This window comes from Ensifer canadensis (assembly GCF_017488845.2).
Lineage (GTDB): Bacteria > Pseudomonadota > Alphaproteobacteria > Rhizobiales > Rhizobiaceae > Ensifer > Ensifer canadensis.
On record NZ_CP083370.1, the window covers coordinates 439619 to 466422 of the forward strand.

Sequence of the window (26804 nt, forward strand, 5' to 3'; positions counted from 1 at the left end):
TAGGAATCTGGTTTGTGAATGGTAAATGCGGAAGAGCACGATGAAACGGGGCTGGTAATGACGACCAAGGGCATAATGATTGGCGAAGACGGCCTTGGGCGTTGCGCCTGGCAGAGCAATCTCGATGACTACAGACGGTATCACGACGAGGAATGGGGGCGGCCGGTTACCGATGACCGGCGCCTCTTCGAGAAGATCTGTCTGGAGGGGTTTCAATCCGGCCTCTCCTGGCTGACGATCCTGCGCAAGCGCGAGGCCTTTCGCGCCGCCTTCGCCGGCTTCGACGTCGATGCGGTTGCCGCCTTCGGCGATGCTGACATCGAGCGCTGCCTTGGCAATACCGGCATCGTGCGCCATCGCGGCAAAATCGTCTCGACCATCAACAACGCCAAGCGCGCCCAGGAGCTTAAAGCCGAGTTTGGTTCGCTTGCTGCCTATTTCTGGTCGCACGAACCCGGCCCGGACGAGCGGCCGGCATTTGTCAGCTATGAAGCGATCGCCGCCAATCCGACGACTCCGACCTCGACGCTGATCTCCAAGGATCTGAAAAAGCGCGGCTGGACCTTCGTCGGCCCGACGACGATCTATGCCTTCATGCAGGCCATGGGGCTTGTCAACGACCACATCGAAGGCTGCCATTGCCGCGCGACGGTCGAGGACATGCGGCGGGCGCTGACGCGCCCGCAACCCTGAATTTGCATCTTTCCAGGAACGGCTTCAGCCACCGTTCTTGGCAAGCCAATCCTTCATCATCTGGATCTCGCCCTCCTGGGCCTTGATGATGTCTTCCGCCAGTTTGCGCAGTTGTTCGTCCTTGCCGTATTCGAGTTCGACCCTGGCCATGCCGATCGCGCCCTGATGATGGGCGATCATGCCCCGCACGAAGTCGACATCGGCGTTGCCGGTAAAGGCGATGTCCATGCCCTTGTGCATGCGGGCGTTGACCTCGGCGAAAGCCTTGCTGGAGGCGGAGGTGTCGCCGGCCGGCGCCGCCGCCTCAGCCGATCCGTGATGCATGCTGCTGCCGTGGTCCTGGGCCATAGCGGGAGCATAAAGTGACGCGATCAGGACTGAGGCTGCTATGATCGTTTTCAAAGACATGATGGTTTCCTTCTTCATCTCATTATCATCTCGCGCGACTGAGGCAGCGCCGTGCAATCGCCGAAATGTCGGCCGGTTGTTGCGGCCGGTCATATGGAATTTCGTTTCGTCAGCGCAGCCGATACACCCGAAGGTGAGCCACGATGACGGTCACACAAGCAGGAACGACTTGGGTGGTGGCGAGCGCGGCCCGATCGTGATCGCGTGCAATGCGGGATATGTCGCTGCCGCCAGACGCGACGATGTCGTGGTCGCCGGATCGAACATCAAGGCAATTGGCTCGATCGCGATGCAGGCCGAACAGGACGAAGGATGCGCCTGTTTTTTCGAGTGGTCCTTGCATGCCCGGATATCTTCGCAGGAGATCGCATGGCCAGCGTGAACGGCTTGCTTTTGCGACGAGTCATGGGCGGCGGTTTGTGCGGCACCGGCCGCCAGGTCCTGGGCCTGCAGCATCGCCGAAGGCGCGCCTGAGAACAGGGCTGCAACGAACAGGAGTATGACGGCGGCAAAACGCATGCCCTTTACTTAGGATGGCCCGTGGCAAAGAGAAGACGTGATCGGCACGCTGCCGGTCCGATCGTTGCCTTCGCGCACGCCTGGAGCCGCTTTGCGCCGTGCTAACCCTTGCCGCCCATGCCTCTATCCGATAGGGAAAGCTCGAAACCCGCTGACAGTCCGGAATGCTCCCCATGACCGAGAAACAAAAGAAACCGCAGAAGCTCAAGGCACGCCTTCCGCGTGGCTTTGTCGACCGTTCGGCCGCCGATATTCGCGCCACCGACGACATGATCGTCAAGATCCGCGAAGTCTATGAGCGTTATGGTTTCGATCCGGTCGAAACGCCGCTGTTCGAATACACCGATGCGCTTGGAAAATTCCTGCCCGACAGCGACCGCCCGAACGAGGGCGTGTTTTCGCTGACGGATGACGACGACCAGTGGATGTCGCTGCGCTACGACCTGACGGCGCCGCTTGCCCGTCACGTCGCCGAGAACTTCAACGAGATCCAGCTTCCCTTCCGCACCTATCGCGCCGGCTACGTTTTCCGCAACGAAAAGCCGGGCCCGGGTCGCTTCCGCCAGTTCATGCAGTTCGATGCCGATACGGTCGGTGCCGCCGGCGTCCAGGCGGATGCCGAAATGTGCATGATGATGGCCGACACGATGGAAGCGCTCGGCATCAAGCGCGGCGACTACGTGATCCGGGTCAACAACCGCAAGGTTCTTGATGGCGTCATGGAGGCGATTGGCCTCGGCGGCGACGACAAGGCGAATGCCCGCCTGACGGTGCTGCGCGCCATCGACAAGCTCGACAAGTTCGGTCCCGAAGGCGTGCGCCTGCTGCTCGGCGAAGGCCGCAAGGACGAGAGCGGCGACTTCACCAAGGGCGCCGGTCTGAACGGCGAGCAGATCGACAAGGTCCTGTTCTTCGTTGGCATCCAGGACTACGCCGAAAGTGCCGCCGAACTCGCAGCGCTCGTTGCCGGCACAGCCAAGGGCGGCGAGGGCGTCGAGGAACTCAACACCATCCGCAGCCTGGTCGTGAGCGCGGGCTACGAGGCCGATCGCATCAAGATCGACCCTTCGGTCGTTCGCGGTCTCGAATATTACACCGGCCCGGTTTTCGAGGCCGAGTTGCAGTTTGCCGTCACCAATGAGAAGGGCGAAAAGGTCGTCTTCGGTTCGGTCGGCGGCGGCGGACGTTACGATGGTCTCGTCTCGCGCTTCATGGGCCAGCCGGTGCCGGCCACCGGTTTCTCGATCGGTGTTTCGCGCCTGATGACCGCGCTCAAGAACCTTGGCAAGCTCGGCACGTCGGACGTCGTGGCACCGGTCGTCGTCTGCGTTATGGACCGTGACATCGACAGCATGGGCCACTACCAGCGCTTCGTGCAGCAGCTCCGCCATGCCGGCATTCGCGCCGAGATGTACCAGGGCAACAAGAAGAACTTCGGCGACCAGCTGAAATACGCCGACCGTCGCGGTGCGCCGCTCGCGATCATTCAGGGCGGCGACGAGCGCGCCGCCGGTCTGGTGCAGATCAAGGATCTGATCGAGGGCAAGCGCTTGTCGGGCGAAATCGAGGACAATGCGGCATGGCGCGAGGCGCGGGTGGCGCAGGTCTCCGTGCCCGCAGGCGACCTTGTCGAAAAGGTGCGTGAAATGCTCGCGGCACAGGCCGAGGACCGGGCAAGGGCAGGCTGACGGCGATGCCTCTGATCAACCTTCCCGCCTTCTCCGCAGATCTGCTTGCCGAGTTCGAAAGTCTCGGCACGCTTCGGGTCGACACACCGGTGATCCAACCGGCGGAGCCGTTTCTCGCCATGGCTGGCGAGGATCTTCGCCGCCGCATCTTCATGACCGAGAGTGAGACCGGAGAGAGCCTCTGTCTGCGGCCGGAATTCACCATCCCCGTCTGCCTTCGCCACATCGAAACGGCAACCGGCACGCCCAAGCGTTATGCCTATCTCGGCGAAGTGTTTCGTCAGCGCCGCGAAGGCGGCAACGAATTCTATCAGGCCGGCATCGAAGATCTCGGTGATACCGATATCGCCGCCTCCGACGCGCGTGCGGTCGGCAATGCCATGCGGGTGGTTGCCAATCGTCTTCCTGGCCGGCGCCTGGCGGTCACGCTCGGCGACCAGTCGGTCTTCGAAGCGGTCGTCGGTGCCTGTGGCCTGCCGGGCGGCTGGCAGAAGCGGCTGATCCATGCCTTCGGCGACCAGAAGCACCTGCAGAAGCTGCTTGCCGAGCTTGCCGATCCAAAGGCTGCCGGCGTCTTTGGCCCCGAGGTCGAGCGGCTGGCGATCGCCGGCATGCTCGATGACGAGGTGCGGCTTGTCGCCCATATCGGCGAAACCATGGAGGCGACGGGCTACTCCACCAATGCCAGCCGCTCGCCGCAGGACATCGCCCGCCGCCTGAAGGAAAAGATGGAACTGGCGAATACCCGGCTCGATCCGGAAACGCTGGATCTCGTGCGTGAATTCCTGGCGCTCGACATGCCGCTTGCCGAAGCGCCTGCCGCACTCTTCCGCTTTGCCGAGAAGACCGGATTGACGCTCGATGGAGCGCTGGCGCGTTTTGACGCGCGCGTGGCGGCGCTTGCCGGCATCGGCGCCGATGTCGATGTCATTCGCTATCGTGCCGCCTTCGGCCGCCCGCTCGACTATTATACCGGCCTCGTCTTCGAAGTCGAAGTCGAGGGGACACCGGCGGTGCTTGCCGGTGGCGGGCGCTTCGACCGGCTCCTAACCCTGCTTGGCGCGCGCGAACATATTCCCGCCGTCGGCTTCTCGCTCTGGCTCGACCGGATCGAAGCGGCGATCGCCGCCAGCGGAGGTGCCGCATGACCATCACCATCGCATTGCCGTCCAAGGGGCGGATGAAGGACGACGCCTCGGCGATCTTCGAGCGCGCCGGCATGAAGATCGTCGCCGTCGGCAATGACCGCTCCTATCGCGGCCGTGTCGAAGGCTGGGACGATGTCGAGATCGCCTTCCTGTCGGCCTCGGAGATTTCGCGCGAGCTCGGCAACGGCTCGATCGATTTCGGCGTCACCGGAGAAGACCTTGTGCGCGAGGGGCTTGCCAATGCCGACGCTCGCGTCGAGTTCTGCGCCCGCCTCGGCTTCGGCCATGCCGATGTCGTCGTCGCCGTTCCGGAGATCTGGTACGACGTCGACACCATGGCCGACCTCGGCGACGTCGCCGCCGACTTCCGCGCCCGCCACGGGCGGCGGCTGGCGATTGCCACCAAATACTGGCGGCTGACGCAGAACCACTTTTCCGGCAGCCACGGCATCCAGCTCTACCACATCGTCGAAAGCCTCGGAGCGACCGAGGGTGCGCCGGCCTCCGGCTCTGCCGACATCATCGTCGACATCACCTCGACCGGTTCGACCCTGCATGCCAACCACCTGAAGACCCTTGCCGACGGCGTCATACTGCGGTCGGAGGCCTGCCTGGTGCGTGCACGCAAGCCGGCGCATGACGGCGACCCGATCGTCGGTCGCATTCTCTCGGCGGTGCGCGACGCGCTTTGAAACTTAAGAACCGCCGCTCAGGCGCTCTGCCGGGCGCAGCGCAGGTTGGTATCTGCGCGGCGCAAGCGGCGGGTGCCGTTCGCGCCATTCGTTTCGAGGAGCATTCCATGGCCGACCTTTCCGCCTTTCCGATCACCAAGCGCTGGCCTGCGAAGAACCCGGACATCGTCCCAGCTCTATTCCTTGCCGACGCCGAACGGCGTGAAGATCTCCATTGTGCTCGAAGAACTGGGATTGCCCTACGAGGCGCACCGGATCTCGTTCGACACCAACGACCAGAAATCGGCGGAATTCCTGTCGCTCAACCCCAATGGCCGCATTCCGGCGATCATCGATCCGCACGGCCCTGGCGGCAAGGCGATCGGGTTGTTCGAGTCTGGGGCGATCCTTCTCTATCTCGCGGAAAAGACAGGGAAACTTCTGCCTTCGGATGCGGCCGCGCGTTATGAAGCGATCTGCTGGGTGATGTTCCAGATGGGCGGCGTCGGCCCGATGCTCGGCCAGTTCGGTCACTTCTTCAAATTCGCTGCCGACAAGGTCGCCAACAACATCTATCCGGTGGAGCGCTACCGCGACGAATCGAAACGGCTGCTGGGCGTGCTGGAGGGGCGGCTCCAGGGGCGGTAATGGCTGATGGGCGATGAGTATACGATCGCCGACATCGCCACCTATCCCTGGGTCGAAGGTGCGCGCAAATTCTATGGCGGCGCCGATGTGCTCGACTACAAGAGCTTCCCGAATGTGATGGCCTGGGTCGACCGAGGACTGGCGCGTCCGGCAGCGCAAAAGGGCATGGAGATCCCGGCCAAGGGCTGACGATCGGCCGGCGTGGCCGTCGTTCGAGTTGACGAGGCTCGGGCGGAAAGGCTACGCCTTGTTGTACAAACGAATAAATGACGGGTGAGAGCGTGTCCGGAAAGCTTGTTGTTATCGGTGGCGGTCAGGCCGCCTTTGCGTTGGTCGCCAAACTGCGGGCGTTGAAGGACGAAAGACCGATCACCATCGTCGCGTCCGAGGCAAGCCTGCCCTATCAGCGTCCGCCACTTTCCAAGAAATACCTGCTTCGCGAGATGAGCCTTGATCGACTGCTTTATCGGGCGGAAGCCTGGTACGGCGAGCATGATGTCGACATCAGGCTGTCGACCACGGTGACGGATCTCGACCGAGATGCCAGCCGCGTGATGCTGAGCGACGGCACGTCGCTCGACTATGAGACGCTCGCGTTTGCAACCGGCGCCACCCCCCGTCGGTTGCCAGCCTCGGTCGGCGGCGATCTCGACGGCGTTTTCACCGTCCGCGACTTCAGGGATGCCGATCTGCTGGCTGAAGAGATGAAGCCGGGCAGGCGGGCGCTCGTCGTCGGCGGCGGCTATATCGGCCTTGAGGCCGCGGCCGTTGCACGAACGCTCGGGCTTGAGGTGACGGTCATCGAGATGGCCGACCGCATCCTGCAACGCGTCGCCTCCGCGGCGACGTCAGGCATCGTTCGAGAAATCCATCGATCGCGCGGTGTCGATATTCGCGAGGGAACAGGGCTCAACCGGCTGGTTGGCGAGAATGGCCGCGTTACCGGCGTCGAGCTTTCCGACGGGTCGGTGCTTCCGGTCGACCTCGTCATCGTCGGTATCGGCGTGACCGCCAACGACCACCTGGCGCACGACGCCGGTCTTGAAACCGCCGGCGGCATCGTCGTCGACAGCCACGGCCGCACCTCCGACCCGGCGATTTTCGCGATGGGCGATTGCGCCGTTCAGCCCTGGGGCAACATGCGCATCCGCCTCGAATCGGTTCAGAACGCCGTGGATCAGGCCGAGGCTGTTGCCGCCGTCATTGCCGGCGGTGTCGAGCCTTATGCGCCCAAGCCCTGGTTCTGGTCGGACCAGTACGATGTGAAGTTGCAGATCGCCGGCTTTGGCCTCGGCCACGACGAAACCATCGTTCGCCCCGGCCAGCGCGAGGGCAGCGTTTCGGTCTGGTATTTCCGCGAGGGCAAGCTTCTGGCCGTCGACGCGATCAACGACGCCAAGGCCTATGTCACCGGCAAGAAGCTGCTGGAGACGGGTATTCATCCGGACAGGGCCGTCATTGCCGATCCGCAATCGGATCTGAAGGCGCTTCTGGCCCAGGCTTAGAGCCTGTCGCGCAAAAGTGCGTAGCGGATTTGCGACATCGACAGGCGAAAACAGGGGCTTGAAGCGCACCAAGCGAATTCTACAGCGCCGCGCGTCTTATTAGACGCGCAAAGGTCGCTGTAGCACTTTGAATTGCTGCATGTTTTTATCCTTATATCGAAGACGATTTAAGGAAACATGCAGTAGAGACCCCGATGCGCTTTAGCGGTGTGACCGTCACAGCGTCATTGGGCCGCTTCGAAATCTTTAACTACAAGGCGTTGGCATTTCAGCCTTCGTTAAGGACGAAAGCAACGTCCTGTTTCGAAACGGACGTTGCGACCTGACTTTTCACAATTCCTTAAACGGCACGACGCCAACAGAAGCGATGAACCGGAAGTGGGCGTTCCATTTCCGGACCAGAAATTTCATTTAGGCGTTTGGCGATGTTCAAGGTTCTTACATGCCTCGTGGTCGAGCATGACCCAAAGCTGGTCGTGCTCGCCGCCCTCATCTGCTTCCTGTCGAGCTACGGTGCCGTGACCTTGCTTCAGCGAGGACGCGCATCCGCAGGCAAGGCGCGGGCGATATGGGCCGTGGCTGCCGGCATCGCCAGTGGCTTCGGCATCTGGGCGACCCACTTCATCGCCATGCTTGCCTACGACCCAGGCGTCGTGCTCGGCTATCAGATCGATCTGACGGCCCTGTCGCTTGCCGTCGCGGTCGTTCTGACGACGATGGCACTGCTGATTGCGACCTATGCGCAGGGACCTGTCGCCTGGATCGCCGGCGGCATCGTCCTCGGTTTCGGCGTCGCCTGCATGCACTTCCTCGGCATGGCGGCGCTCGATGTTCCAGGTACCATCCGCTGGGACTGGACGCTCGTCGTCGCCTCCGTCTTTGCCGGCTCCCTGTTCGATATCGGCGCCTTGCGGGCCATCACACACATCGATCGGCCGTTGAAAGCCAAAATTCTGGCGACGCTGTTCATGACGCTCGGTATCGTCGCCTTGCACTTCACGGCGATGGGTGCGGTGACGATCGAAGCCGATTTGCTGCTGCCGTCGCCCGAGGGGATGATACAGCCGCATTTTCTTGCTTTCGTCATCGCCGGAACCGCTTTCTTCCTGCTAACCATGGTCTTGCTTGCCGCAGGCTTTGCGCACCATGCCGAGCTTTCCGCCGCCGCCTCCGAGCGCGAATTCGCCCGCTTCGTGAAAAGCGTCAAGGACTACGCCATCTACATGCTCGACGCAAAAGGCCGCGTCGCGAGCTGGAATGCCGGAGCCGAAGCCAACAAGGGCTATACTGCCGACGAAATCGTCGGCAAGAGTTTCGGATGCTTCTATTCTCCCGAGGATCAGCGGGCAGGCGTACCGCAACAGGCGCTCGACGAAGCCTATGCCAACGGCAAGTTCGAGTGTGTAGGCTGGCGCTATCGCAGGGATGGCACGCGCTTCTGGGCGCATGTCGTGATCGACCCGTTCCTGCATGAGGATGGCACGCATGCGGGCTTCATCAAGATCGTCAAGGACATCACCAAGGAAAAGGTCGACGCCGACCGCATCGCCGAAGTGAGCAAGAATCTCGACATTGCGCTTGAGAACATGTCGCAGGGCATCTGCCTCTTCGACAGCGGCGACCGCCTGCTGCTATCCAACCGGCGCTGCCGCGAGATCTTCGGCTTCTCGGAGACGCTGGCCGGAAAGGGCCTGACGTTCCGCCAGATCCTCGACGAGGTTTTTGCCCGAACCTATTCCGATCCGGTCATCGCCCGGGCGAAATCGGAAGAACTCTATCAGAGGCACCGCGTCGACATGGTCGGCAAGGGCGGTGGCGACATCGTCGAAAAGCTGCCGAACGGTCGCTCGATCCTGACCAAGCACCGCACCCTCGCGGATGGCGGCTGGGTCAGCACCTACGAGGACATCACCGAGCGCCTGGACAGCGAGGAGCAGATTTCGTTCCTCGCTCGCCATGACAGCCTGACGGGCCTCCCGAACCGGCTGCAGTTCAGCAGCTATCTAGAGGAGGAACTCGATGCGGCCGCCTGGTTCTCGCGCAAGGTCGCGGTGATCGGTCTCGACCTCAATAAGTTCAAGGAAGTCAACGACCTGCATGGCCATGCTGCCGGCGATTTCGTGTTGGTGACGATTGCCCAGCGGATGAAGTCGCTGTTGCAGGAGGGCGAGTTCGTGGCCCGCTTCGGCGGCGACGAGTTCGCGGCCGTCAAGCGCTTCGAGGAATTGTCCGAACTCAACGACTTCCTCCGCCGCATCGAGAAAAGCCTGCATGAAGAAATGCGCTTCGGCGACTTCGAGTTGAAGTCCGGTGGCAGCATGGGTGTCGCGATCTATCCGCAGGACGCCGAGACGGCCGACACGCTGATCAACAATGCCGACCTTGCGATGTACCGCGCCAAGGCCGCGCTGAACCAGAGCGTCTGCTTCTACGAAGTGTCGATGGATGAGGCTGCACGCCAGCGCCGCAGCCTTGCCAACGATCTGTGGGATGCGATCGAGAAGAATCAGTTGGCGTTGCACTACCAGGTCCAGAAGTCGGTGATGTCAGGTGACGTCATCGGTTATGAGGTGCTTCTGCGCTGGCACCATCCCGAGCGCGGTATGGTGCCTCCGAACGAGTTCATTCCGCTGGCGGAAGAATGCGGCGCGATCCTGCCGATCGGCGAATGGGTTCTGCGCGAGGCCTGCCGCGAAGCCGCGGGCTGGCAGAGCACCCACAAGATCGCCGTCAATCTTTCGCCGGTGCAGCTTGCCAATGGTGACATCGTCAGCCTGGTCGAGGACGTGATTTCCGAGACCGGGCTCGACCCGAAGCGGCTGGAACTCGAAATCACGGAATCGACGATCATCGACGACAAGGAGCGCGCGCTCCTGACCCTTCGCCAGATCAAGGAGCTTGGGGTCACCATCGCGATCGACGACTTCGGCACCGGCTATTCGTCGCTCGAGACGCTGCGGTCCTTCCCGTTCGACAAGATCAAGCTCGACAAGAGCTTCATGTGGGAGGTGGAAGCAAGTCCGCAGGCAAAGGCGATCGTGCGCGCCATCCTCGCACTCGGGCAGAGCCTCTCGGTTCCTGTTCTCGCCGAAGGCGTCGAGACGCAGACGCAGCTCGATATCCTGCAGGCGGAAGGCTGTGACGAAGCGCAGGGTTACCTGCTCGGCAGACCAGCACCGATCTCAAGTCTCGCCATGGGCAAGGTGAAAGTGGCGGCCGCCTGACGGTCGCCGCCGCCTGCACGACACGGCGGCCCGGCAAACATCATTGAGGCTATTTCCAGGAAAAGTGCGATGCGATTTTCCACCAGGAAACGCGTAAAGACAACGAGCTGGAACGCTTTTGGGACTCTGTTTAAGCGCGGAAGCGCTCTGTAGGCGGGAATGCACCTACTGGCGCAGAAGCATCTTTCCCGCACCTTCGACAAGGAAGCGCGGGAAGAAGAAGATGCCGTGGATCGTACCGGAATAGCGTTCTTCGAGGCCCGAGGATTCGCCGATGCAGAACACCGGCTGCTTGTGGCCGGATTCGAGGCTGATCGTCGTCGAGAAGCAGAAGGACGAACACGTGGTTGCCGCCTGCTCAAAAAGCTCGAGCACGTGGTTGCGGTCGGCGAGGTCGTAGCAGCGCACGAAATTGAGCAGCCCGCATTCGCTCTCGTTGAGACCGTGGATCGCGGACGCCTTCTCGCCAAGCCGGAACAGGCCCGTCGACAGGTCGCCCGACCAACCTTCGGAAACGCAGAACTGTTCCAGGAATTCCTGATGCGGGAGACCGGAATGCATCTGTCCCGGAACACCGAGGGGAACTGAATTTGTTCTCGTGATCTTAAACACGGTCTACCCCAGCACGACCCCTGGCGAATGTCGTCTTCCCACCAGGCAGGCCCATCCCCAATATACAACCCTCGCCAGCCATCGACCCATAGCAGGAAGAACACGCACGATAGTCGTTTGCGTCTTTCTGTACGGAAAGGTCACGAAACTGTGACGTAGCTCGCCAAGCGAAATGATTTCGCAGGAAAGGCCGGCTTAATTTGCGATGAAATACTTATATGCTTTGCGTGATGTTCTCAAAGAGAGCTTGGACACACAGTTAATATGAAAAGTTTGAGCGATTTTTCGCTCGCTTTAGGCCCACCATCCAGTCTCTCGTGAATCTCTGTCCACTTGGGGCGGTGTTATAGTTCGTTTTTTCTCGACTTCAACGCTTTTTTAGTGCCGCCGCAGCTACCGGGTAATTTTTCCTGCGGACAGCTTTGACGTGCACGTTAGATGCAACCGCAGGATTATCGCAAAAACGAGAAAGGGCGACCCGAGGGTCGCCCTTTCCGATCCGAATGGATCATCGTGGATCTGCTTGAACAGGTCCGCGATAAGGCTGGCGCCCTATCACATCATGTCCATGCTGCCCGTTCAGCGCGCTTGACGCGCTGAACCGCTCTTAGTGCATGGGCAAAGCTTTATGGACAATGCTGCGATTGGGCTGGCGCCCTATCACATCATGTCCATGCCGCCCGTTCAGCGCGCTTGACGCGCTGAACTGCTCTTGGTGCATGGGCGAAGCTCTATGGACAATGCTGCGATTGGGCTGGCGCCCTATCACATCATGTCCATGCCGCCCATGCCGCCCGGCATCGCCGGCGAGTCCTTCTTCGGCAGTTCGGCGATCATGGCTTCCGTCGTAACGAGAAGGCCAGCAACCGAAGCCGCGTCCTGAAGGGCGGTGCGAACAACCTTGACCGGGTCGATGATGCCCATGGCAATCATGTCGCCATATTCGCCGGTCTGGGCGTTGTAGCCGAAGTTGTCCTGGTCCTTGTCGAGGATCTTGCCGACAACGATCGAAGCTTCGTCACCAGCGTTCTCAGCGATCTGGCGGGCCGGAGCCTGCAGAGCGCGACGAACGATGTTGATGCCGGCTTCCTGGTCGTCGTTCACACCCTTGACGGTGATCTTGACGGAAGAACGCAGCAGGGCAACGCCGCCGCCCGGTACGATGCCTTCCTGAACAGCAGCGCGCGTCGCGTTGAGAGCGTCGTCGATGCGGTCCTTCTTTTCCTTCACTTCAACTTCCGTCGAGCCGCCAACGCGGATTACGGCAACGCCGCCAGCGAGCTTGGCAAGACGTTCCTGCAGCTTTTCGCGGTCGTAGTCAGAAGTGGTTTCTTCGATCTGAGCCTTGATCTGCGAAACGCGGCCTTCGATGTCGCTCTTCTGGCCAGCACCGTCGACGATCGTGGTGTTTTCCTTGGAGATCGAAACCTTCTTCGCACGGCCGAGCATGTCGAGCGTGACGTTTTCGAGCTTGATGCCGAGGTCTTCGGAGATCACGGTACCACCGGTCAGGATGGCGATGTCTTCGAGCATGGCCTTGCGGCGATCGCCGAAGCCCGGAGCCTTGACGGCAGCGATCTTCAGGCCGCCACGCAGCTTGTTGACGACGAGCGTAGCAAGAGCTTCGCCTTCGACGTCTTCAGCGATGATGAGGAGCGGCTTGCCGGTCTGAACGACAGCTTCGAGAACCGGGAGCATGGCCTGGAGGTTCGAGAGCTTCTTCTCGTGGAGGAGAACGAAGACGTCGTCGAGGTCAGCGACCATCTTTTCCGGGTTGGTGACGAAGTAGGGGCTGAGGTAGCCACGGTCGAACTGCATGCCTTCGACGACTTCGAGTTCGGTTTCGGCGGTCTTGGCTTCTTCAACCGTGATGACGCCTTCGTTGCCGACCTTCTGCATCGCTTCTGCGATGTCGAGGCCGATCTGACGCTCGCCGTTTGCCGAGATCGTGCCGACCTGTGCGACTTCTTCCGAAGTGTTGATCTTCTTGGCCTTGGCCTGGAGATCCTTGACGACTTCGGTGACAGCGAGGTCGATGCCGCGCTTCAGGTCCATCGGGTTCATGCCGGCAGCAACAGCCTTGGCGCCTTCGCGAACGATCGCCTGGGCCAGAACGGTTGCAGTCGTGGTGCCGTCGCCGGCGATGTCGTTGGTCTTCGAAGCAACTTCGCGGACCATCTGGGCGCCCATGTTTTCGAACTTGTCTTCAAGTTCGATTTCCTTGGCAACTGATACGCCGTCCTTGGTGATGCGCGGAGCGCCGAAGGACTTGTCGATGATGACGTTACGGCCCTTCGGGCCGAGCGTGACCTTTACGGCGTCAGCGAGGATATCGACGCCACGCAGCATCTTTTCGCGCGCGGTGCGGCCGAATTTGATTTCTTTTGCAGCCATTTGAGAAAACTCCCGGGCTCATTGCCCATTGGTTGTCATGAAAAGGTGTGGACGACGGCAGATCAGCCGATGATGCCCATGATGTCGGCTTCCTTCATGATGAGAAGGTCTTCGCCGTTGATCTTGACTTCGGTGCCCGACCACTTGCCGAACAGAACGCGGTCGCCAGCCTTGACGTCGAGAGCAACAACCTTGCCGCTTTCGTCACGGGCGCCCGAGCCAACAGCGACGATTTCGCCTTCCTGCGGCTTTTCCTTAGCGGTGTCCGGAATGATGATGCCGCCCTTGGTCTTTTCCTCAGACTCGACGCGGCGGACGACAACGCGGTCGTGCAGCGGGCGGAAATTGGTGCTTGCCATTAGTCTAATCCCTCGATCAAATGACACTACGGATCGCTCAACGACCCGATGGATGGGTGTTAGCACTCTCTTTTGTCGAGTGCTAGCGAGGCCGAGATAAGGCTGGGTCCGGGACGAGTCAAGGATTGGCCGTTCAAAAAATTTCAGGCGACATGATTATCGGCGGCTGATGACAGGCAACGAACGGCGGCCGGGCCGGAACGTTTGCCTGCCTATTGCATGAAGCGGTCGGAATTTGGGCAGATCCGATATCGAGGATTTGCCTGGTCTCGCTGCCCGATCCGGTTGTTATCATGAGCCTCGGGGTCGGCAGGCCCTGACGCTGATGTCCCGTGGACCGTCTCCTCGGCATGAGGGAGGGGCGGGCGCCGAATCCTTGGGAATGGCGGCGATTTTCTAGGCGCGAGGCTTGTATTCTCGGCCCTTCCTTGCCATGCAAGCCGGAAACCGAGTTTGCAGGAAGCCCGCATGGCCGCAAGGATCAACAGTTTTCGGGAAATCGCAGGGCGCTATGACGTCGTGCTCTGTGACGTCTGGGGTGTTCTCCACAACGGCGTTCAGGCGTTTGCGTCGGCCTGCGAGGCCCTGGCGGAAGCGCGTGCAGCAGGGCTTACGGTTGTCCTCATCACCAATTCTCCCCGGCCAAGCCCCAGCGTCAAGGTACAGATCCGCGGGCTGGGCGTTCCCGATGAAGCCTATGATCGCATCGTCACGTCGGGCGATGTGACCCGCACCTTGATCGCCGCAGCCGACAAGAAGATTTTCTTCATCGGCGCCGAACGCGATCTGCCGTTGCTCGAAGGGCTCGGCACCGAGATCGTCTCGTCGGAAGATGCAGAGACCGTCGTCTGCGCCGGCTTCTACGACGATGAAACCGAAACGCCGGAGCACTATCGCGCGACGCTGACCGGACTTGCCAAGCGCAAGATCCCGTTCATCTGCGCCAATCCGGACCTGGTGGTCGAGCGCGGCCACCGGCTGATCCCCTGTGCCGGCGCCATCGCCAAGCTTTACGAGGAGCTCGGCGGCGAAGCCCGGATCGCCGGAAAGCCCTATATCTCCATCTACCGTGCCGCGCTGACGGAAGCCAAGGCCGTTCGCGGTCCACTCGATCTGTCGCGTGTCATCGCCGTCGGCGACGGTATGCCGACCGATGTCAAGGGCGCCCAGGATGCCGGCTTCGATCTGCTTTACATCAGTGCCGGTATTCACGCGCAAGAATACATGAACGAAAGCCGCACCGACGAGGCGAAGCTTACTGCCTTCCTGAGGAAGGAAGGTGCTTCGCCGAAGTGGTGGATGCCCAGGCTCGCCTGACGGGAAGATCGAGATGACGGTTTTTCATCGCAACGAAACCCGCGACCCGCTGCCCGAGCGTCTGCGTGGCGGCGTTGTCGCCATCGGCAATTTCGACGGTGTTCACCGCGGCCACCAATCCGTGCTGGAGCGAGCGCTGGAAGAAGCCGCGGCACGCGGCGTTCCCGCACTGGTGTTGACCTTCGAGCCGCATCCGCGCACGGTCTTTCGGCCAGACACGCCGGTCTTCCGGCTGACGCCCGCACCGCTGAAAGCCCGTATCCTCGAAGGCATGGGGTTTGGCGCCGTCATCGAATACCCGTTCGATCGCACCTTCTCCGAACTTTCCGCGTCCGATTTCATCCATCGGGTGCTCCTGGAGTGGCTGCATGCCTCGCATGTGGTCACCGGGTTCGATTTCCATTTCGGCAAGGGGCGCGAAGGCGGTCCCGCCTTTCTGATGGCGGCGGGCGGCGAAAACGGCTTCGGCGTCACCCTGGTCGACGCCTTCCGCGATGAGAATGCCTCGGTGATCTCCTCGAGCTTCATTCGCTCGCTGCTCGGCCAGGGCGACGTTTCTCACGCGGCCGGCTTGCTCGGCTATCGCTACACGGTCGAGGCCGAAGTAATCGACGGCAAAAAACTCGGGCGGACCCTCGGCTATCCCACGGCCAACATGCGTCTACCGCCCGAGGTCGAACTTAGAACCGGCATCTATGCCGTGCGCTTCCGCCGGGCTGACGGCTCGCTCTATGATGGCGTTGCCAGCTTTGGCCGGCGTCCGACCGTCGACAGCGACGGCGAGGCGTTGCTTGAAACCTTCGTCTTCGATTTTTCCGGCGATCTCTACGGCGAGGTCTGTTCGGTTTCGTTCTTCGGCCACCTGCGCGACGAGCTGAAGTTCGACGGGCTCGACCCGCTGGTGGCGCAGATCCGAAAGGACGAAGACGAGGCGAGGGCGTTGCTCTCCGGCGTCACGCCCTTGAGCGATATCGATCGCCGGATCAACTTCGCCTAAAGAAATCCGTCGCGCCGAAGCGGCGGACCTTTTCAAAAGGCCGAAAACGCCTTAAACAACCGGCCACCATGACCCGGCACCGTCGACTGACCATCGATCAGCGAATTATTGGCCCGGCTTTCCGCGCGCACTAGGCCGCCGGAAGGTCCGGGATTTCGGCGTTTCCAACGCCTCAGTCATCTCTGGAGCGCCGCGCGTCTCTTGGACACGCTAAGGTAGCTCGAACACTTTGAAGCTGCGCATGATCCTTTTCCGAAAATCGATCCCGATTTCAGGGTTATGCGCCGGATACCGAACCCTTTCGCATGCGCGATGATCCGCGCGGAAAAGACGATTGCAAAGACCATGACAGATACCGCTGAGAAGATCGACTATTCCTCCACCCTCTATCTGCCGCAGACGGAGTTTCCGATGCGTGCCGGCCTGCCGCAGAAGGAGCCCGAAACGGTTTCCCGCTGGCAGAAGATGGGTCTCTACAAGAAGCTGCGTGCCTCGGCCGCCGGTCGCGAGAAATTCGTGCTGCATGACGGCCCTCCCTACGCCAACGGCAACATCCATATCGGCCATGCGCTGAACAAGATCCTCAAGGACGTCATCAACCGCTCGTTCCAGATGCGCGGCTTCGACGCCAACTACGTGCCGGGCTGGGATTGCCACGGCCTGCCGATCGAATGGAAGATCGAGGAGAAGTATCGCGAGAAGGGCCAGAACAAGGACGAGGTCCCGGTTAACGAGTTCCGCAAGGAATGCCGCGACTTCGCTGCGGGCTGGATCCAGATCCAGGCGGAAGAGTTCAAGCGCCTCGGCATTGAGGGCGACTTCGACAACCCCTATACGACGATGAACTTCCACGCCGAAGCCCGCATCGCCGGCGAACTGATGAAAATCGCCAAGATGGGGCAGCTCTATCGCGGCTCCAAGCCGGTGATGTGGTCGGTCGTCGAGCGCACGGCGCTGGCCGAAGCCGAAGTCGAATATGCCGACGTCGAAAGCGACATGATCTGGGTGAAGTTCCCGGTCACCGAAGGCTCGGCAGATCTTGCAGGCACCTTCGTCGTGATCTGGACGACCACACCCTGGACGATCCCCGGCAACCGCGCCATCGCCTTCTCCTCGCGTTACGCCTATGGTCTCTACGAGGTTGCGACTGCAGAGAACGATTTCGGTCCGCAGCCCGGCGAAAAGCTGATCTTCGCCAAACGTCTGGCAGACGAGTCCGCCGCCAAGGCGAAGCTCACCTTCAATTTCGTCCGCGACATCGAGGGCGCTGAACTGGCCGCCGTCACCTGCGCCCATCCGCTGCATGGGCTGGGTGGCGGTTACGCGTTCAAGGTGCCGTTGCTCGATGGCGACCATGTCACCGACGACGCCGGCACCGGCTTCGTGCACACGGCGCCGAGCCACGGCCGCGAGGACTTTGACGCCTGGATGGACAATGCCCGCGCGCTTGAAGCCCGCGGCATCTCCTCGGCAATTCCGTTCACCGTCGACGACGCCGGTTATTTCACCGCCGACGCCCATGGCTTCGGCCCGGACGCCGAAGGTGGCGCCGGCCGCGTGCTCGACGACAAGGGCAAGAAGGGCGATGCCAATGATCGCGTCATCAAGGCGCTGATCGCCCGTCACGCGCTGTTTGCCCGCGGCCGTCTGAAGCATTCCTATCCGCATTCCTGGCGTTCCAAGAAGCCGGTGATCTTCCGCAACACGCCGCAGTGGTTCGTCTACATGGACAAGGGCTTCGGCGACGGCACGACGCTGCGCTCGCGCGCCCTGTCGGCCATCGACGATACCCGCTTCGTCCCCGGCGCCGGCCAGAACCGCCTGCGTGCGATGATCGAGGGACGTCCGGACTGGGTGCTCTCGCGCCAGCGTGCCTGGGGCGTTCCGATCGCGATCTTTGCCGACGAGCAGGGCGAGATCCTTGTCGATGAGGCCGTCAACGCCCGCATTCTCGAAGCCTTCGAGCAGGAAGGCGCCGATGCCTGGTTCGCCGAAGGTGCCAAGGATCGCTTCCTCGGTAATGACCACGACCACGAGAAGTGGCACCAGGTCATGGACATTCTCGACGTCTGGTTCGATTCAGGCTCGACGCATACCTTCACGCTCGAAGATCGTCCGGATCTGAAGTGGCCGGCTGACGTCTATCTCGAAGGCTCCGACCAGCACCGCGGCTGGTTCCATTCGTCGCTGCTCGAATCCTGCGCAACGCGCGGCCGTGCGCCCTACAACGCCGTTGTCACTCATGGTTTCACCATGGATGAGAAGGGCGAGAAGATGTCGAAGTCGAAGGGCAACACCGTCACGCCGCAGGAAGTGATGAAGGATGCCGGCGCCGACATCCTGCGCCTCTGGGTGATGACGACGGACTATTGGGAAGATCAGCGCCTCGGCAAGACGATCATCCAGACCAACATCGACGCCTATCGCAAGCTGCGCAATACCATCCGCTGGATGCTGGGCACGCTGGCGCACGACAAGGGCGAGGAAGTCGCCCACGCCGAGCTGCCCGAGCTGGAAAAACTGATGCTGCATCGCCTGGCCGAACTCGACCAGGTCGTTCGTGAAGGTTATGACGCGTTCGACTTCAAGAGGATCGCCCGCGCTCTGATCGATTTCTCGAACGTCGAACTCTCCGCGTTCTATTTCGACGTGCGCAAGGATGCGCTCTATTGCGACGCACCGTCGAGCCTTCGTCGCCGGTCGGCGCTTGCGGTGATCCGCAAGCTGTTCGATTGCCTGGTGCTGTGGCTCGCGCCGATGCTGCCCTTCACCTGCGAAGAAGCATGGCTGTCGCGCAAGCCTGACGCTGTCTCGGTCCATCTCGAGCAGTTCCCGGCGATCCCGGCGGAATGGAAGAACGACGCCCTCGAGGCGAAGTGGGAAAAGATCCGCGCGGTGCGCACGGTCGTGACCGGGGCGCTTGAAATCGAGCGTCGCGAGAAGCGTATCGGCTCGTCGCTGGAGGCGGCTCCCGTCGTCTACATCGCCGATCCGGAGCTGTTGAAGGCGCTCGAAGGCGAAGACTTCGCCGAGATCTGCATCACGTCGGCGATCACCGTCGAGGCGGGCGAGGGCCCTGCCGACGCCTTCCGTCTGCCTGAGGTCGCCAAGGTTGGCGTCGTTCCGGAGGCCGCCGTTGGCCGCAAGTGCGCCCGCTCCTGGCGGATCACGACCGATGTCGGTTCGGATGCACTCTACCCTGAGGTGTCTGCCCGCGATGCCGCCGCCCTGCGGGAACTTGGCTTCAAGGCTTAAGGGATCATTTACCGGATGAATTGCGCTTACCGCATTCATCCGGTAAAACCTGCCCGAAATTTGGCGGATTTATCCGCCATGGCGCTGAGTGGCCGCGCACGTGACGGTGGCCGGCTAGAAGGAATTTCATGGAAATGACGCGAGAGTTGCGACTGTTTGCTAGCGTTGCCGCCATTATGACGAGCGGCCTGGTACTTTCCGGCTGCATCGGCGGTCCGACCTACGGCACCGACAAATCGGCTGGCGAGCAGTTGATCGACGATCTCGGAAGCGCTGTGAGCTTTACCCCGACGAAGCGTGATCCGGTCAAGTACCAGCCGCGCCCCGGCCTGGTGCTGCCGCCTACCGGCCAGCAGACCGCCCTCGTGGAGCCGCAGAAGTCGCTCGCCAGTCGCGAAGCCAATCCGGAGTGGGTCGAATCTCCGGAAGAGGCGCGCAACCGTCTGCGCGAAGAAGCCGACGCCAACAAGGACAACCCAAACTACGTCTCGCCACTCGCAAAGGCCAGCGCCAATGGCCGCCGCCTTTCGGCCAAGGAGCAGCAGCAAGCCTATCGCGACGCGCGCAAGATCGAGATGGGTGCCTACGCCGACAAGCGCCGCTTCCTGAGCGATCCGCCGCTCGAATACCGCCGCCTTCCGGAAGCTTCGGAAGCCGACCTTGGTGAGCCGGAAAAGCTCAAGGAGCGCCGCCGCAAGAAGGAAGCGCAGATCAAGAATTCCGGCAGCAAGTGGTACTGGCCCTTTTAAACCATGACGATCAGCATTCGCGACGCGCGACCGGAAGACGCGGAAACCATCCTGCGCTTCATCACAGAACTGGCCACCTACGAGAAGGCGCCCGACGAAGTCGAGGCGACGGTCGAGCAGTTGCAGGCCTCGCTCTTTGGCCCGGATGCGCTCACCCGTGCGGTGATCTGCGAGAAGGACGGAAAGCCGGCTGGCTTTGCCATGTGGTTCTACAACTACTCCACCTGGCAGGCGCGCAAGGGGCTTTATCTCGAAGACCTCTACGTAACGCCGGATTGCCGCGGCTCCGGCGCGGGCAAGATGCTGTTGAAGCATCTCGCCAAGATCGCCGTCGAGGAAGGCTGTGGTCGTTTCGAATGGAGCGTGCTCGATTGGAACGAGCCGGCAATCCGCGTTTACGAAGCCGTCGGCGCCGAACCGATGTCGGAGTGGACGCGCTACCGGCTTGCGGGTGCGGCGCTAGAGTCTTTCGCAGCCGGCTGAGAGTTCGCTCACTTAGCGTTTCCCGGCAAAAAAATCCCTGAGAATGTCAGCGGCTTCGCGCTCGGCAAGCCCGGAATAGACATCGGGCACGTGGTGGCATGTCGGCGAGCCGTAAAAGCGCACGCCGCTATCGACCGCGCCACCCTTGGGGTCTTCGGCGCCGTAGTAGAGGCGACGGATGCGGGCAAAGGAAATCGCTGCCGCGCACATGGTGCAGGGCTCCAGGGTGACATAGAGGTCGGCGCCCGTCAGCCGTTCGTCGTTGAGCACCATGGACGCTTCGCGGATCGCAACGACCTCGGCATGGGCGGTGATATCGTTGAGTTCGCGGGTTCGGTTTCCGGCGCGCGCGATGATCTCGCCGTTGAAAACGACGACGGCGCCGATCGGCACCTCGCCACGTTGGCCCGCCTTTTTGGCCTCTTCGAGGGCCGCATCCATGAAGCGTGTCGTATCAGCCATCGCTCAAACAATAATTTCTCTTAACCCACGGGCTCCGACCTGATAGGACAGCCGCAAAAGGCAGGCAACACAAATGACATCCAAAGACAAGCCCACGCGGCCTGGCGGCAAGCCCGCTGGCCGGGACAAGAAACCTCAATTCGCTGGCAAGAAGGCGGCAGCGCCTGAAGCCGGTGCCTCGCGGCCGCCCAAGGCAGGCCCGAAGCCCGCCGCCGCAAGCAGCGACGAGCCGCAGCGCATCTCCAAAATCCTGGCGCGCGCCGGCGTTGCCTCGCGCCGCGATATCGAACGCATGATCATGGAAGGTCGGGTGAAGCTCAACGGCGTCATTCTCGACACGCCTGTTGTCAACGCGACACTGGCCGACAGCATCGAAGTCGACGGAAATCCGATCCGCGGCATCGAGCGCACCCGTCTGTGGCTCTACCACAAGCCGGCCGGACTGGTGACCACCAATGCCGACCCGGAGGGCCGCCCGACGGTCTTTGACAACCTGCCGGACGAGCTGCCGCGCGTTCTATCGATCGGCCGCCTCGACATCAACACCGAAGGCCTGCTGCTTTTGACCAACGACGGCGGGCTTGCCCGCGTGCTCGAACTTCCGTCGACCGGCTGGCTGCGCCGCTACCGCGTGCGCGCCCATGGCGAAATCGACCAGGACGAACTGGACAAGCTGAAGGACGGCATTGCCGTCGACGGCGTGCTTTACGGCGGCATCGAAGCGACGCTCGACCGTGTGCAGGGTTCGAACGTCTGGATCACGATGGGTCTGCGCGAAGGCAAGAACCGTGAGATCAAGAACGTGCTCGGCGCGCTCGGGCTCGACGTCAACCGCCTTATCCGTATCTCCTACGGCCCGTTCCAGCTCGGCGAATTGCCGGAAGGCCATGTGCAGGAAATCCGTGGCCGGACGCTGCGCGACCAGCTCGGCCCGCGCCTGATCGAAGACGCCAAGGCGAACTTCGACGCGCCGCTCTACAACGATCAGTCGGCAACCCTTCCTGGCGAAGCGCCGGAAGGCGAAGCCTCCGACACCCGCAAGCCCGAGCGTGCCAACCGCTGGGAAAAGCCGGAAGACAAGCGCGAGCGCGCGCTTTCCCGTCTTGATACCCGTCGTGACGACCGCCGCGACGGTGGCCGTCGCAAGGATGGGCCGCGTGGTAAGGATGGTCCCCGCGGCAAGGGTGGCCCCCGCGAAGAGCGCGGCGACGCCAAGTTCGAGGATCGGCCGAAGCGCACGCCGGCGCAACGCGCCCGCACGGCCAATGTGTGGATGGCGCCCGGTGCGCGTCCGCTGGCCGAGAAGAAGCCGAAGTCCGCTGAAGGCGATGCCTCGGCAACGCCGGCCCGTCGCGAGCGCCCGGATGGCGCTCCGAAGACCAAACGCTACGGCCGCACGAAGGATGGATTTGCGACGAAGTCATCCGGCAAGTTCGATCCCGACCGCAAGGGCGGTGCGCCCAGGGACTTCGACCGTCCGGCTTCCGCCGCACCGGTCAAGCGCCGGGATGAAGAGGGCGAATGGATCAGCGCCAGCGAACCCGCACGCCGCGGCAAGGATGAAGGCCGTGATGGCGGCTTCGGCCGGCGCAAGTCGGGCGATGCCGGAGACCGCAGGTCGCGCGATCACGGTGATCGTCCCCCGCGTCGCGAAGGCGGCGATCGGCCGGCCCGTTCAGAAGGAGGACCGCGCAGCTTCTCCGACAAGCCGCGGTTCCCGCGCGCTGAAGGCGACCGGCCTGCACGTCGCGAAGATGGCGACCGCCCACGTGGCGATCGGCCTGCCCGCGCCGAAGGTGGTCCGCGCAGCTATTCCGACAAGCCGAGAACCCCGCGCGCCGAGGGCGATCGTCCGCCACGCCGCGAAGGCGGTGACCGCCCGTTCGGCGATAAGCCTCGCGGTAAGTCCTTCGGTGGCAAGCCATCCGGCGGCAAATCCTTTGGTGAACGCTCGGGTGGTCCGCGTGGCGGCAAGCCCGGTGGCGGAAAACCGGCTGGCGGCGGCGGCAGGCCCGGTGGTGGCGGCCGTCCCGGTGGCGGTGGGCGCCCGGCCGGCGGCAAGCCGCGCGGCAGAGGAAACTAAGCGGTCGTGCGCATTGTCGGCGGAGAGTTCCGTGGCCGCAGTCTGGCTACGCCCAAGTCGAATGATATCCGTCCGACCACCGACCGGACGCGCGAAAGCCTGTTCAACATCCTGAGCCATTCGTATCCGGAGGCTCTCGATGGCACCCGGGTGCTGGATCTTTTTGCCGGCACCGGAGCCGTGGGCCTCGAGGCCCTGTCGCGGGGGTGCCGTCAGGCACTCTTCGTCGAACAGGGCGTCGAGGGCAGGGGTCTCCTGCAGAACAATATCGAGGCGTTCGGCCTGCAAGGTCGCGCCAAGGTCTTCCGCAGGGATGCGACCAGCCTCGGTTCCGTCGGCACGATGGAGCCGTTCCACCTGGTCTTTGCAGATCCACCCTACGCGATGGGATTGGGAGAGAAGGCGTTGGCGTCGGCGGCTCTCGGCAATTGGCTGGTTCCGAATGCCCTTGTCGTGCTGGAGGAGCGTGCCGACGTTCAGCCTGCGCCAACAGCCGTTTTCGAGCGGCTGGACGTCAGGGTGTTCGGCGATACACGCATGCATTTCTACCGCTTCCGTGGCGTCTGACGTCACACTTTTGATTCGCTTGCAAAGTTAGACTGCCGGCTGAACTGAGGTGCAGGTCGATGAAGCAGGACGTTTCCACCGCGGATATTTCGCCGGTCAGCGCGAGCGAACCGTCGGTCGCGCTGGCGCTTGGCGGCGGCGGTGCCCGCGGGCTCGCCCATATCCATGTCATCGAGGCTTTCGACGAGTTGGGCATTCGCCCTGTTGTCATCGCCGGCTCGTCGATCGGCGCCATCATGGGCGCCGGTATGGCGGCGGGCCTCAGCGGCAAGGAAATCCGGGAACACACGCTTGCGACGGTTGGCCACCGCCGCGAGGTCGTCAATCGCCTGTGGCAGTTGCGACCGGCTAGCTGGTCGGAAGCGATGACCAACGGCTTTCGTTTCGGTCAGTTCAACATCGAGCGCGTCTTGAAGGCGTTCCTGCCCGAAGCCATCCCCGCGACGTTTTCAGAACTGGATATTCCGCTCAAAGTTGTCGTTACCGACTACTATGGCCAGACCGAGCACATCTGCGCGACAGGCGACCTGCAGAAGGCGCTGGCGGCGTCCGCAGCCCTGCCTGCGGTCTTCATGCCGGTCAAGATCGACGGCCGGGTGATGATCGATGGCGGCATCTACAATCCCATCCCCTTCGATCATCTTCGCGGCCTTGCTGAGATCGTCGTCGGCGTCGATGTCGTCGGCGGCCCGGACGGTGATGGCGAGACGATCCCCAGCCGCATCGACAGCCTGTTCGGCGCCAGCCAGCTGATGATGCAGTCGATCATCGCCATGAAACTGAAGGAAGGTGCGCCGGATATCCTGCTGCGGCCGGATGTCGGCCGCTATCGGGTGATGGATTTTCTGCGCGCAAAGGAAGTCCTGGCGGCGACCGCCGGCATCAAGGATCAGTTCAAGCGGACGCTTGAGGAGCGAATGAAGGTGGCCGGCGTCTCCGGATAAGGCTGTCGGCCGGTCGCCGTTTCTGTTAGAGCGACAGAGCCGCAGAAACGCTCTATCTCCCTATTTTAAAACATTGCCTGACGGAAAACCGCTTCGCCTTTTCCTGGAAATGTTCTAGGCGCTTTCCCGCTCGTCAGCCGGCAATCCCGGCAGGATGCTCTCGCCCGTTTCCGAGGAATGATCGACGTCGCGCTTGGGCTTGACCAGCGGCTCGGGACGCACGGGCTGCGAATGCAGCATGTCGCGCCCGGCGGTGATGCCCTCTGCCTCCTGCAGCACCAGGCGGGCCTCGTCGCGCTTGCGGATATCGTCCATGATGGCGAGCGCCTCTTCGTTGCCGACGCCCAGCGCCTCCAGCGTCTTTCGACCGAAGAGCAGGCCGGACTCGAAGGTTTCGCGCAGCTCGTAGTCGACGCCCTTCGCCCTCAGTTCGAGCGTATGCAGCCGGTCGTAGGATCGCGCGAAGATACGGGCGTCCGGATATTCGGCCTGAACCAGATCGACGATCCGGTCGGTCGTTTCCTTCTTTTGCGTGCAGATGGCGATGAGCTTCGCCCGCTCGATGCCGGCGGCACGCAGCACGTCGAGCCGGTTGCCGTCGCCGAAGTAGATCCGGAAGCCGAAGGTCGCCGCCTGGCGAACACGCGCGGCCGAGTGGTCGATGATCGTCACGTCGCGACCGCCGGCAAGCAGGATCTGCGCGGCGATCTGGCCGAAACGCGAAAAGCCGATCATCAGCACGTCGGCATCAGCACCTTCGAAGTCCTCCTCCATTTCGTCGGCCATCTCGTCCTGTTCGCGCATGAGGCGCGGGGCGAGCATGGAGGCGATCGGGGTCAGCGCCATCGAAAGCGTAACGATGGCGACGAGCAGCGATGCGCTGCCCGGCGAGAAGACGCCAGCGACCGCTCCAGCAGTAAACAGGACGAAGCCGAATTCGCCGCCTTGCGGCAAGAGCAAGCTGACGCGCACCGCATCGTTGTGATGCGAGGCGGCCAGGCGGCAGAGCCAGTAGAGGATGAAGCTCTTCACCAGCATCAGCAGAGGTACGGCAACAATGATCACCAGGTAATTGTCGATGATCACGTCAAGTTGCAGCGACAGGCCCACGGCCATGAAGAACAGGGCTTGCAGGATGCCGCGAAAGGGCTCGATATCGGCCTCAAGTTCATGGCGATAGGAGGATTCTGCCAGGAGCACGCCGGCAAGGAAGGCGCCCATGGCCATGGAAAGGCCGGCCATCTGCATCAGCGTTGCCGCTCCCATGACCACCAGCAGGGCGGCGGCAATCATCACGTCGCGCGCGCCGGTTCGGGCGATGATCTGGAACAGTGGGTTGAGTAGATAGCGGCCTGCGGCCACAAGGACCGCAACCGCTGTGATGGCGATGGCAAAGTCTTCGAGTGGCGGCGTCGTATCCTCCGGCGCTTGCGCCGCCAGAAGCGGGATCAGCGCAAGCAGCGGGACAATCGCCAGATCCTGCAGCAGAAGGATCGAGAAGGCGCGTTGGCCGAAGCGCGTATTGCGGTCGTTGCCCTCATCGAGAATCTGCATGGCAAAGGCCGTGGACGACAGCGCTAAGCCGAAGCCGGCGACGATGCTTCCGGCATGATCGAGCAGTCCGGTCAGGGCGATCCCGTAGGACAGGACCACACCGGTGATGAGGACTTGCGCCGTGCCGAGACCGAAGATGTCGCGCCGCAGCTGCCAAAGCCGCGACGGCTTCAGTTCCAGCCCGATGATGAAGAGCAGGAAGACGACGCCGAGTTCGGAACCGTGCAGGATCTCTTCGCCATCGGTGATGCTCTGGGCAACCGGGCCGATCAGGATCCCGGCCGCGAGATAGCCGAGGATCGTGCCAAGCCCGAGACGCTTGAACAGTGGCGCCGCGATGACTGCGCCCCCGAGCAATATCAACGCCTGGGAGTAGATGATCGGGGTCGTCGTCATGCTGATTGCTTTCGATATGGCCTCGTCCTGCCCAGGCAGGCAGAGGTTTCGGCGGGAGTGTCATTGCAGTGTATGGGGCAGTGTATGGGCGGGAATCATGCCAATGCCCTTGATGCATGCTTCAGTGC

At 62.3% G+C, this 26804-nt stretch carries 21 protein-coding genes and 1 pseudogene; 15 read left to right on the plus strand and 7 right to left on the minus strand.

The genetic code is table 11. The annotated features are described in order from the left end of the window. The first annotated feature begins 57 nt into the window (after positions 1 to 57). Complete coding sequence (locus J3R84_RS02135; RefSeq protein WP_025426048.1) at positions 58 to 693, plus strand: DNA-3-methyladenine glycosylase I; 636 nt, start codon at positions 58 to 60, stop codon at positions 691 to 693. A gap of 24 nt (positions 694 to 717) precedes the next feature. On the opposite strand, the gene copM is transcribed toward J3R84_RS02135, so the two are convergent. Both copM and J3R84_RS02145 read right to left on the minus strand, forming a co-directional pair. Beyond that, entirely contained in the window at positions 718 to 1101 is a 384-nt protein-coding gene (gene copM, locus J3R84_RS02140; protein ID WP_025426049.1) for a CopM family metallochaperone, read from the minus strand. 150 nt (positions 1102 to 1251) lie between these two features. Continuing rightward, entirely contained in the window at positions 1252 to 1620 is a 369-nt protein-coding gene (locus J3R84_RS02145; RefSeq protein WP_025426050.1) for a hypothetical protein, read from the minus strand. Between the two features lie 173 nt (positions 1621 to 1793). Here J3R84_RS02145 and hisS point away from each other — a divergent pair, with 173 nt between their 5' ends. The 6 genes and pseudogenes from hisS to J3R84_RS02175 all read left to right on the plus strand — a co-directional run bounded on the left by hisS (position 1794) and on the right by J3R84_RS02175 (position 10504). After that, positions 1794 to 3308, plus strand: a complete 1515-nt coding sequence (gene hisS / locus J3R84_RS02150) for a histidine--tRNA ligase (protein WP_025426051.1) — start codon at positions 1794 to 1796, stop codon at positions 3306 to 3308. Between the two features lie 5 nt (positions 3309 to 3313). Next, positions 3314 to 4456, plus strand: coding sequence for an ATP phosphoribosyltransferase regulatory subunit (locus J3R84_RS02155; RefSeq protein ID WP_025426052.1), 1143 nt, complete (start codon positions 3314 to 3316; stop codon positions 4454 to 4456). After that, entirely contained in the window at positions 4453 to 5148 is a 696-nt protein-coding gene (gene hisG, locus J3R84_RS02160) for an ATP phosphoribosyltransferase (RefSeq protein ID WP_025426053.1), read from the plus strand. Before J3R84_RS02155 ends, hisG begins: the two co-directional genes overlap by 4 nt. Before the next feature lie 107 nt (positions 5149 to 5255). After that, positions 5256 to 5964 (plus strand): annotated as a pseudogene (locus J3R84_RS02165) (glutathione binding-like protein). Positions 5965 to 6041: 77 nt separating this feature from the next. Further along, positions 6042 to 7280, plus strand: a complete 1239-nt coding sequence (locus tag J3R84_RS02170) for an NAD(P)/FAD-dependent oxidoreductase (RefSeq protein ID WP_038575919.1) — start codon at positions 6042 to 6044, stop codon at positions 7278 to 7280. A gap of 425 nt (positions 7281 to 7705) precedes the next feature. After that, the gene (locus J3R84_RS02175; protein ID WP_025426055.1) at positions 7706 to 10504 is read left to right on the plus strand and encodes a bifunctional diguanylate cyclase/phosphodiesterase; all 2799 of its coding nucleotides are present in this window, start codon (positions 7706 to 7708) and stop codon (positions 10502 to 10504) included. 165 nt (positions 10505 to 10669) lie between these two features. Here the strand turns inward: J3R84_RS02175 and J3R84_RS02180 are convergent, their stop codons facing one another. From J3R84_RS02180 to groES, 3 genes are all read right to left on the minus strand, one after another. Next, positions 10670 to 11116, minus strand: coding sequence for a hypothetical protein (locus J3R84_RS02180; protein WP_025426056.1), 447 nt, complete (start codon positions 11114 to 11116; stop codon positions 10670 to 10672). A 765-nt stretch (positions 11117 to 11881) separates the two neighbouring features. Further along, positions 11882 to 13510, minus strand: coding sequence for a chaperonin GroEL (gene groL, locus J3R84_RS02185; RefSeq protein ID WP_203527653.1), 1629 nt, complete (start codon positions 13508 to 13510; stop codon positions 11882 to 11884). Positions 13511 to 13572: 62 nt separating this feature from the next. Then, complete coding sequence (gene groES / locus J3R84_RS02190) at positions 13573 to 13869, minus strand: co-chaperone GroES (RefSeq protein ID WP_004675403.1); 297 nt, start codon at positions 13867 to 13869, stop codon at positions 13573 to 13575. Between the two features lie 468 nt (positions 13870 to 14337). On the opposite strand from groES, the gene J3R84_RS02195 reads away from it, so the two are divergent. The 5 genes from J3R84_RS02195 to J3R84_RS02215 all read left to right on the plus strand — a co-directional run bounded on the left by J3R84_RS02195 (position 14338) and on the right by J3R84_RS02215 (position 20670). Further along, positions 14338 to 15186 carry a TIGR01459 family HAD-type hydrolase gene (locus tag J3R84_RS02195; protein WP_025426058.1) on the plus strand — a complete coding sequence of 283 codons (849 nt, stop codon included), beginning with the start codon at positions 14338 to 14340 and terminating at the stop codon, positions 15184 to 15186. A 13-nt stretch (positions 15187 to 15199) separates the two neighbouring features. Beyond that, a complete protein-coding gene (locus tag J3R84_RS02200; protein ID WP_025426059.1) occupies positions 15200 to 16183 on the plus strand; it encodes a bifunctional riboflavin kinase/FAD synthetase in 984 nt (327 codons plus the stop codon). Between the two features lie 345 nt (positions 16184 to 16528). Next, positions 16529 to 19438, plus strand: a complete 2910-nt coding sequence (ileS, locus tag J3R84_RS02205; RefSeq protein ID WP_025426060.1) for an isoleucine--tRNA ligase — start codon at positions 16529 to 16531, stop codon at positions 19436 to 19438. A 128-nt stretch (positions 19439 to 19566) separates the two neighbouring features. Next, positions 19567 to 20187 carry a hypothetical protein gene (locus J3R84_RS02210; protein WP_025426061.1) on the plus strand — a complete coding sequence of 207 codons (621 nt, stop codon included), beginning with the start codon at positions 19567 to 19569 and terminating at the stop codon, positions 20185 to 20187. Positions 20188 to 20190: 3 nt separating this feature from the next. Further along, positions 20191 to 20670 carry a GNAT family N-acetyltransferase gene (locus J3R84_RS02215; RefSeq protein WP_025426062.1) on the plus strand — a complete coding sequence of 160 codons (480 nt, stop codon included), beginning with the start codon at positions 20191 to 20193 and terminating at the stop codon, positions 20668 to 20670. 12 nt (positions 20671 to 20682) lie between these two features. Here J3R84_RS02215 and J3R84_RS02220 read toward each other — a convergent pair whose 3' ends face one another. After that, complete coding sequence (locus J3R84_RS02220; RefSeq protein WP_025426063.1) at positions 20683 to 21132, minus strand: nucleoside deaminase; 450 nt, start codon at positions 21130 to 21132, stop codon at positions 20683 to 20685. A gap of 73 nt (positions 21133 to 21205) precedes the next feature. Here J3R84_RS02220 and J3R84_RS02225 point away from each other — a divergent pair, with 73 nt between their 5' ends. The 3 genes from J3R84_RS02225 to J3R84_RS02235 are packed head-to-tail and all read left to right on the plus strand — an operon-like array spanning position 21206 to position 24726. Continuing rightward, the gene (locus J3R84_RS02225) at positions 21206 to 23215 is read left to right on the plus strand and encodes a pseudouridine synthase (protein WP_203527651.1); all 2010 of its coding nucleotides are present in this window, start codon (positions 21206 to 21208) and stop codon (positions 23213 to 23215) included. Positions 23216 to 23221: 6 nt separating this feature from the next. Then, positions 23222 to 23782, plus strand: coding sequence for a 16S rRNA (guanine(966)-N(2))-methyltransferase RsmD (gene rsmD / locus J3R84_RS02230; RefSeq protein ID WP_025426065.1), 561 nt, complete (start codon positions 23222 to 23224; stop codon positions 23780 to 23782). Between the two features lie 59 nt (positions 23783 to 23841). Further along, positions 23842 to 24726, plus strand: coding sequence for a patatin-like phospholipase family protein (locus J3R84_RS02235; RefSeq protein ID WP_025426066.1), 885 nt, complete (start codon positions 23842 to 23844; stop codon positions 24724 to 24726). Positions 24727 to 24840: 114 nt separating this feature from the next. On the opposite strand, the gene J3R84_RS02240 is transcribed toward J3R84_RS02235, so the two are convergent. Beyond that, positions 24841 to 26676, minus strand: coding sequence for a monovalent cation:proton antiporter-2 (CPA2) family protein (locus J3R84_RS02240; protein WP_025426067.1), 1836 nt, complete (start codon positions 26674 to 26676; stop codon positions 24841 to 24843). Positions 26677 to 26804: the final 128 nt, after the last annotated feature.

Bases quoted from the DNA above. Each gene is read 5' to 3' on its own strand.
- J3R84_RS02225 (WP_203527651.1), top strand. From the start codon at position 21,206: ATGACATCCAAAGACAAGCCCACGCGGCCTGGCGGCAAGCCCGCTGGC.
- J3R84_RS02235 (WP_025426066.1), top strand. From the start codon at position 23,842: ATGAAGCAGGACGTTTCCACCGCGGATATTTCGCCGGTCAGCGCGAGC.
- groL (WP_203527653.1), bottom strand. From the start codon at position 13,510: ATGGCTGCAAAAGAAATCAAATTCGGCCGCACCGCGCGCGAAAAGATG.
- groES (WP_004675403.1), bottom strand. From the start codon at position 13,869: ATGGCAAGCACCAATTTCCGCCCGCTGCACGACCGCGTTGTCGTCCGC.
- J3R84_RS02145 (WP_025426050.1), bottom strand. From the start codon at position 1,620: ATGCGTTTTGCCGCCGTCATACTCCTGTTCGTTGCAGCCCTGTTCTCA.
- hisG (WP_025426053.1), top strand. From the start codon at position 4,453: ATGACCATCACCATCGCATTGCCGTCCAAGGGGCGGATGAAGGACGAC.
- J3R84_RS02215 (WP_025426062.1), top strand. From the start codon at position 20,191: ATGACGATCAGCATTCGCGACGCGCGACCGGAAGACGCGGAAACCATC.
- ileS (WP_025426060.1), top strand. From the start codon at position 16,529: ATGACAGATACCGCTGAGAAGATCGACTATTCCTCCACCCTCTATCTG.
- J3R84_RS02220 (WP_025426063.1), bottom strand. From the start codon at position 21,132: ATGGCTGATACGACACGCTTCATGGATGCGGCCCTCGAAGAGGCCAAA.
- J3R84_RS02195 (WP_025426058.1), top strand. From the start codon at position 14,338: ATGGCCGCAAGGATCAACAGTTTTCGGGAAATCGCAGGGCGCTATGAC.
- J3R84_RS02170 (WP_038575919.1), top strand. From the start codon at position 6,042: ATGACGGGTGAGAGCGTGTCCGGAAAGCTTGTTGTTATCGGTGGCGGT.
- J3R84_RS02135 (WP_025426048.1), top strand. From the start codon at position 58: ATGACGACCAAGGGCATAATGATTGGCGAAGACGGCCTTGGGCGTTGC.
- J3R84_RS02240 (WP_025426067.1), bottom strand. From the start codon at position 26,676: ATGACGACGACCCCGATCATCTACTCCCAGGCGTTGATATTGCTCGGG.
- hisS (WP_025426051.1), top strand. From the start codon at position 1,794: ATGACCGAGAAACAAAAGAAACCGCAGAAGCTCAAGGCACGCCTTCCG.
- J3R84_RS02210 (WP_025426061.1), top strand. From the start codon at position 19,567: ATGGAAATGACGCGAGAGTTGCGACTGTTTGCTAGCGTTGCCGCCATT.
- copM (WP_025426049.1), bottom strand. From the start codon at position 1,101: ATGTCTTTGAAAACGATCATAGCAGCCTCAGTCCTGATCGCGTCACTT.
- J3R84_RS02175 (WP_025426055.1), top strand. From the start codon at position 7,706: ATGTTCAAGGTTCTTACATGCCTCGTGGTCGAGCATGACCCAAAGCTG.
- J3R84_RS02200 (WP_025426059.1), top strand. From the start codon at position 15,200: ATGACGGTTTTTCATCGCAACGAAACCCGCGACCCGCTGCCCGAGCGT.
- J3R84_RS02155 (WP_025426052.1), top strand. From the start codon at position 3,314: ATGCCTCTGATCAACCTTCCCGCCTTCTCCGCAGATCTGCTTGCCGAG.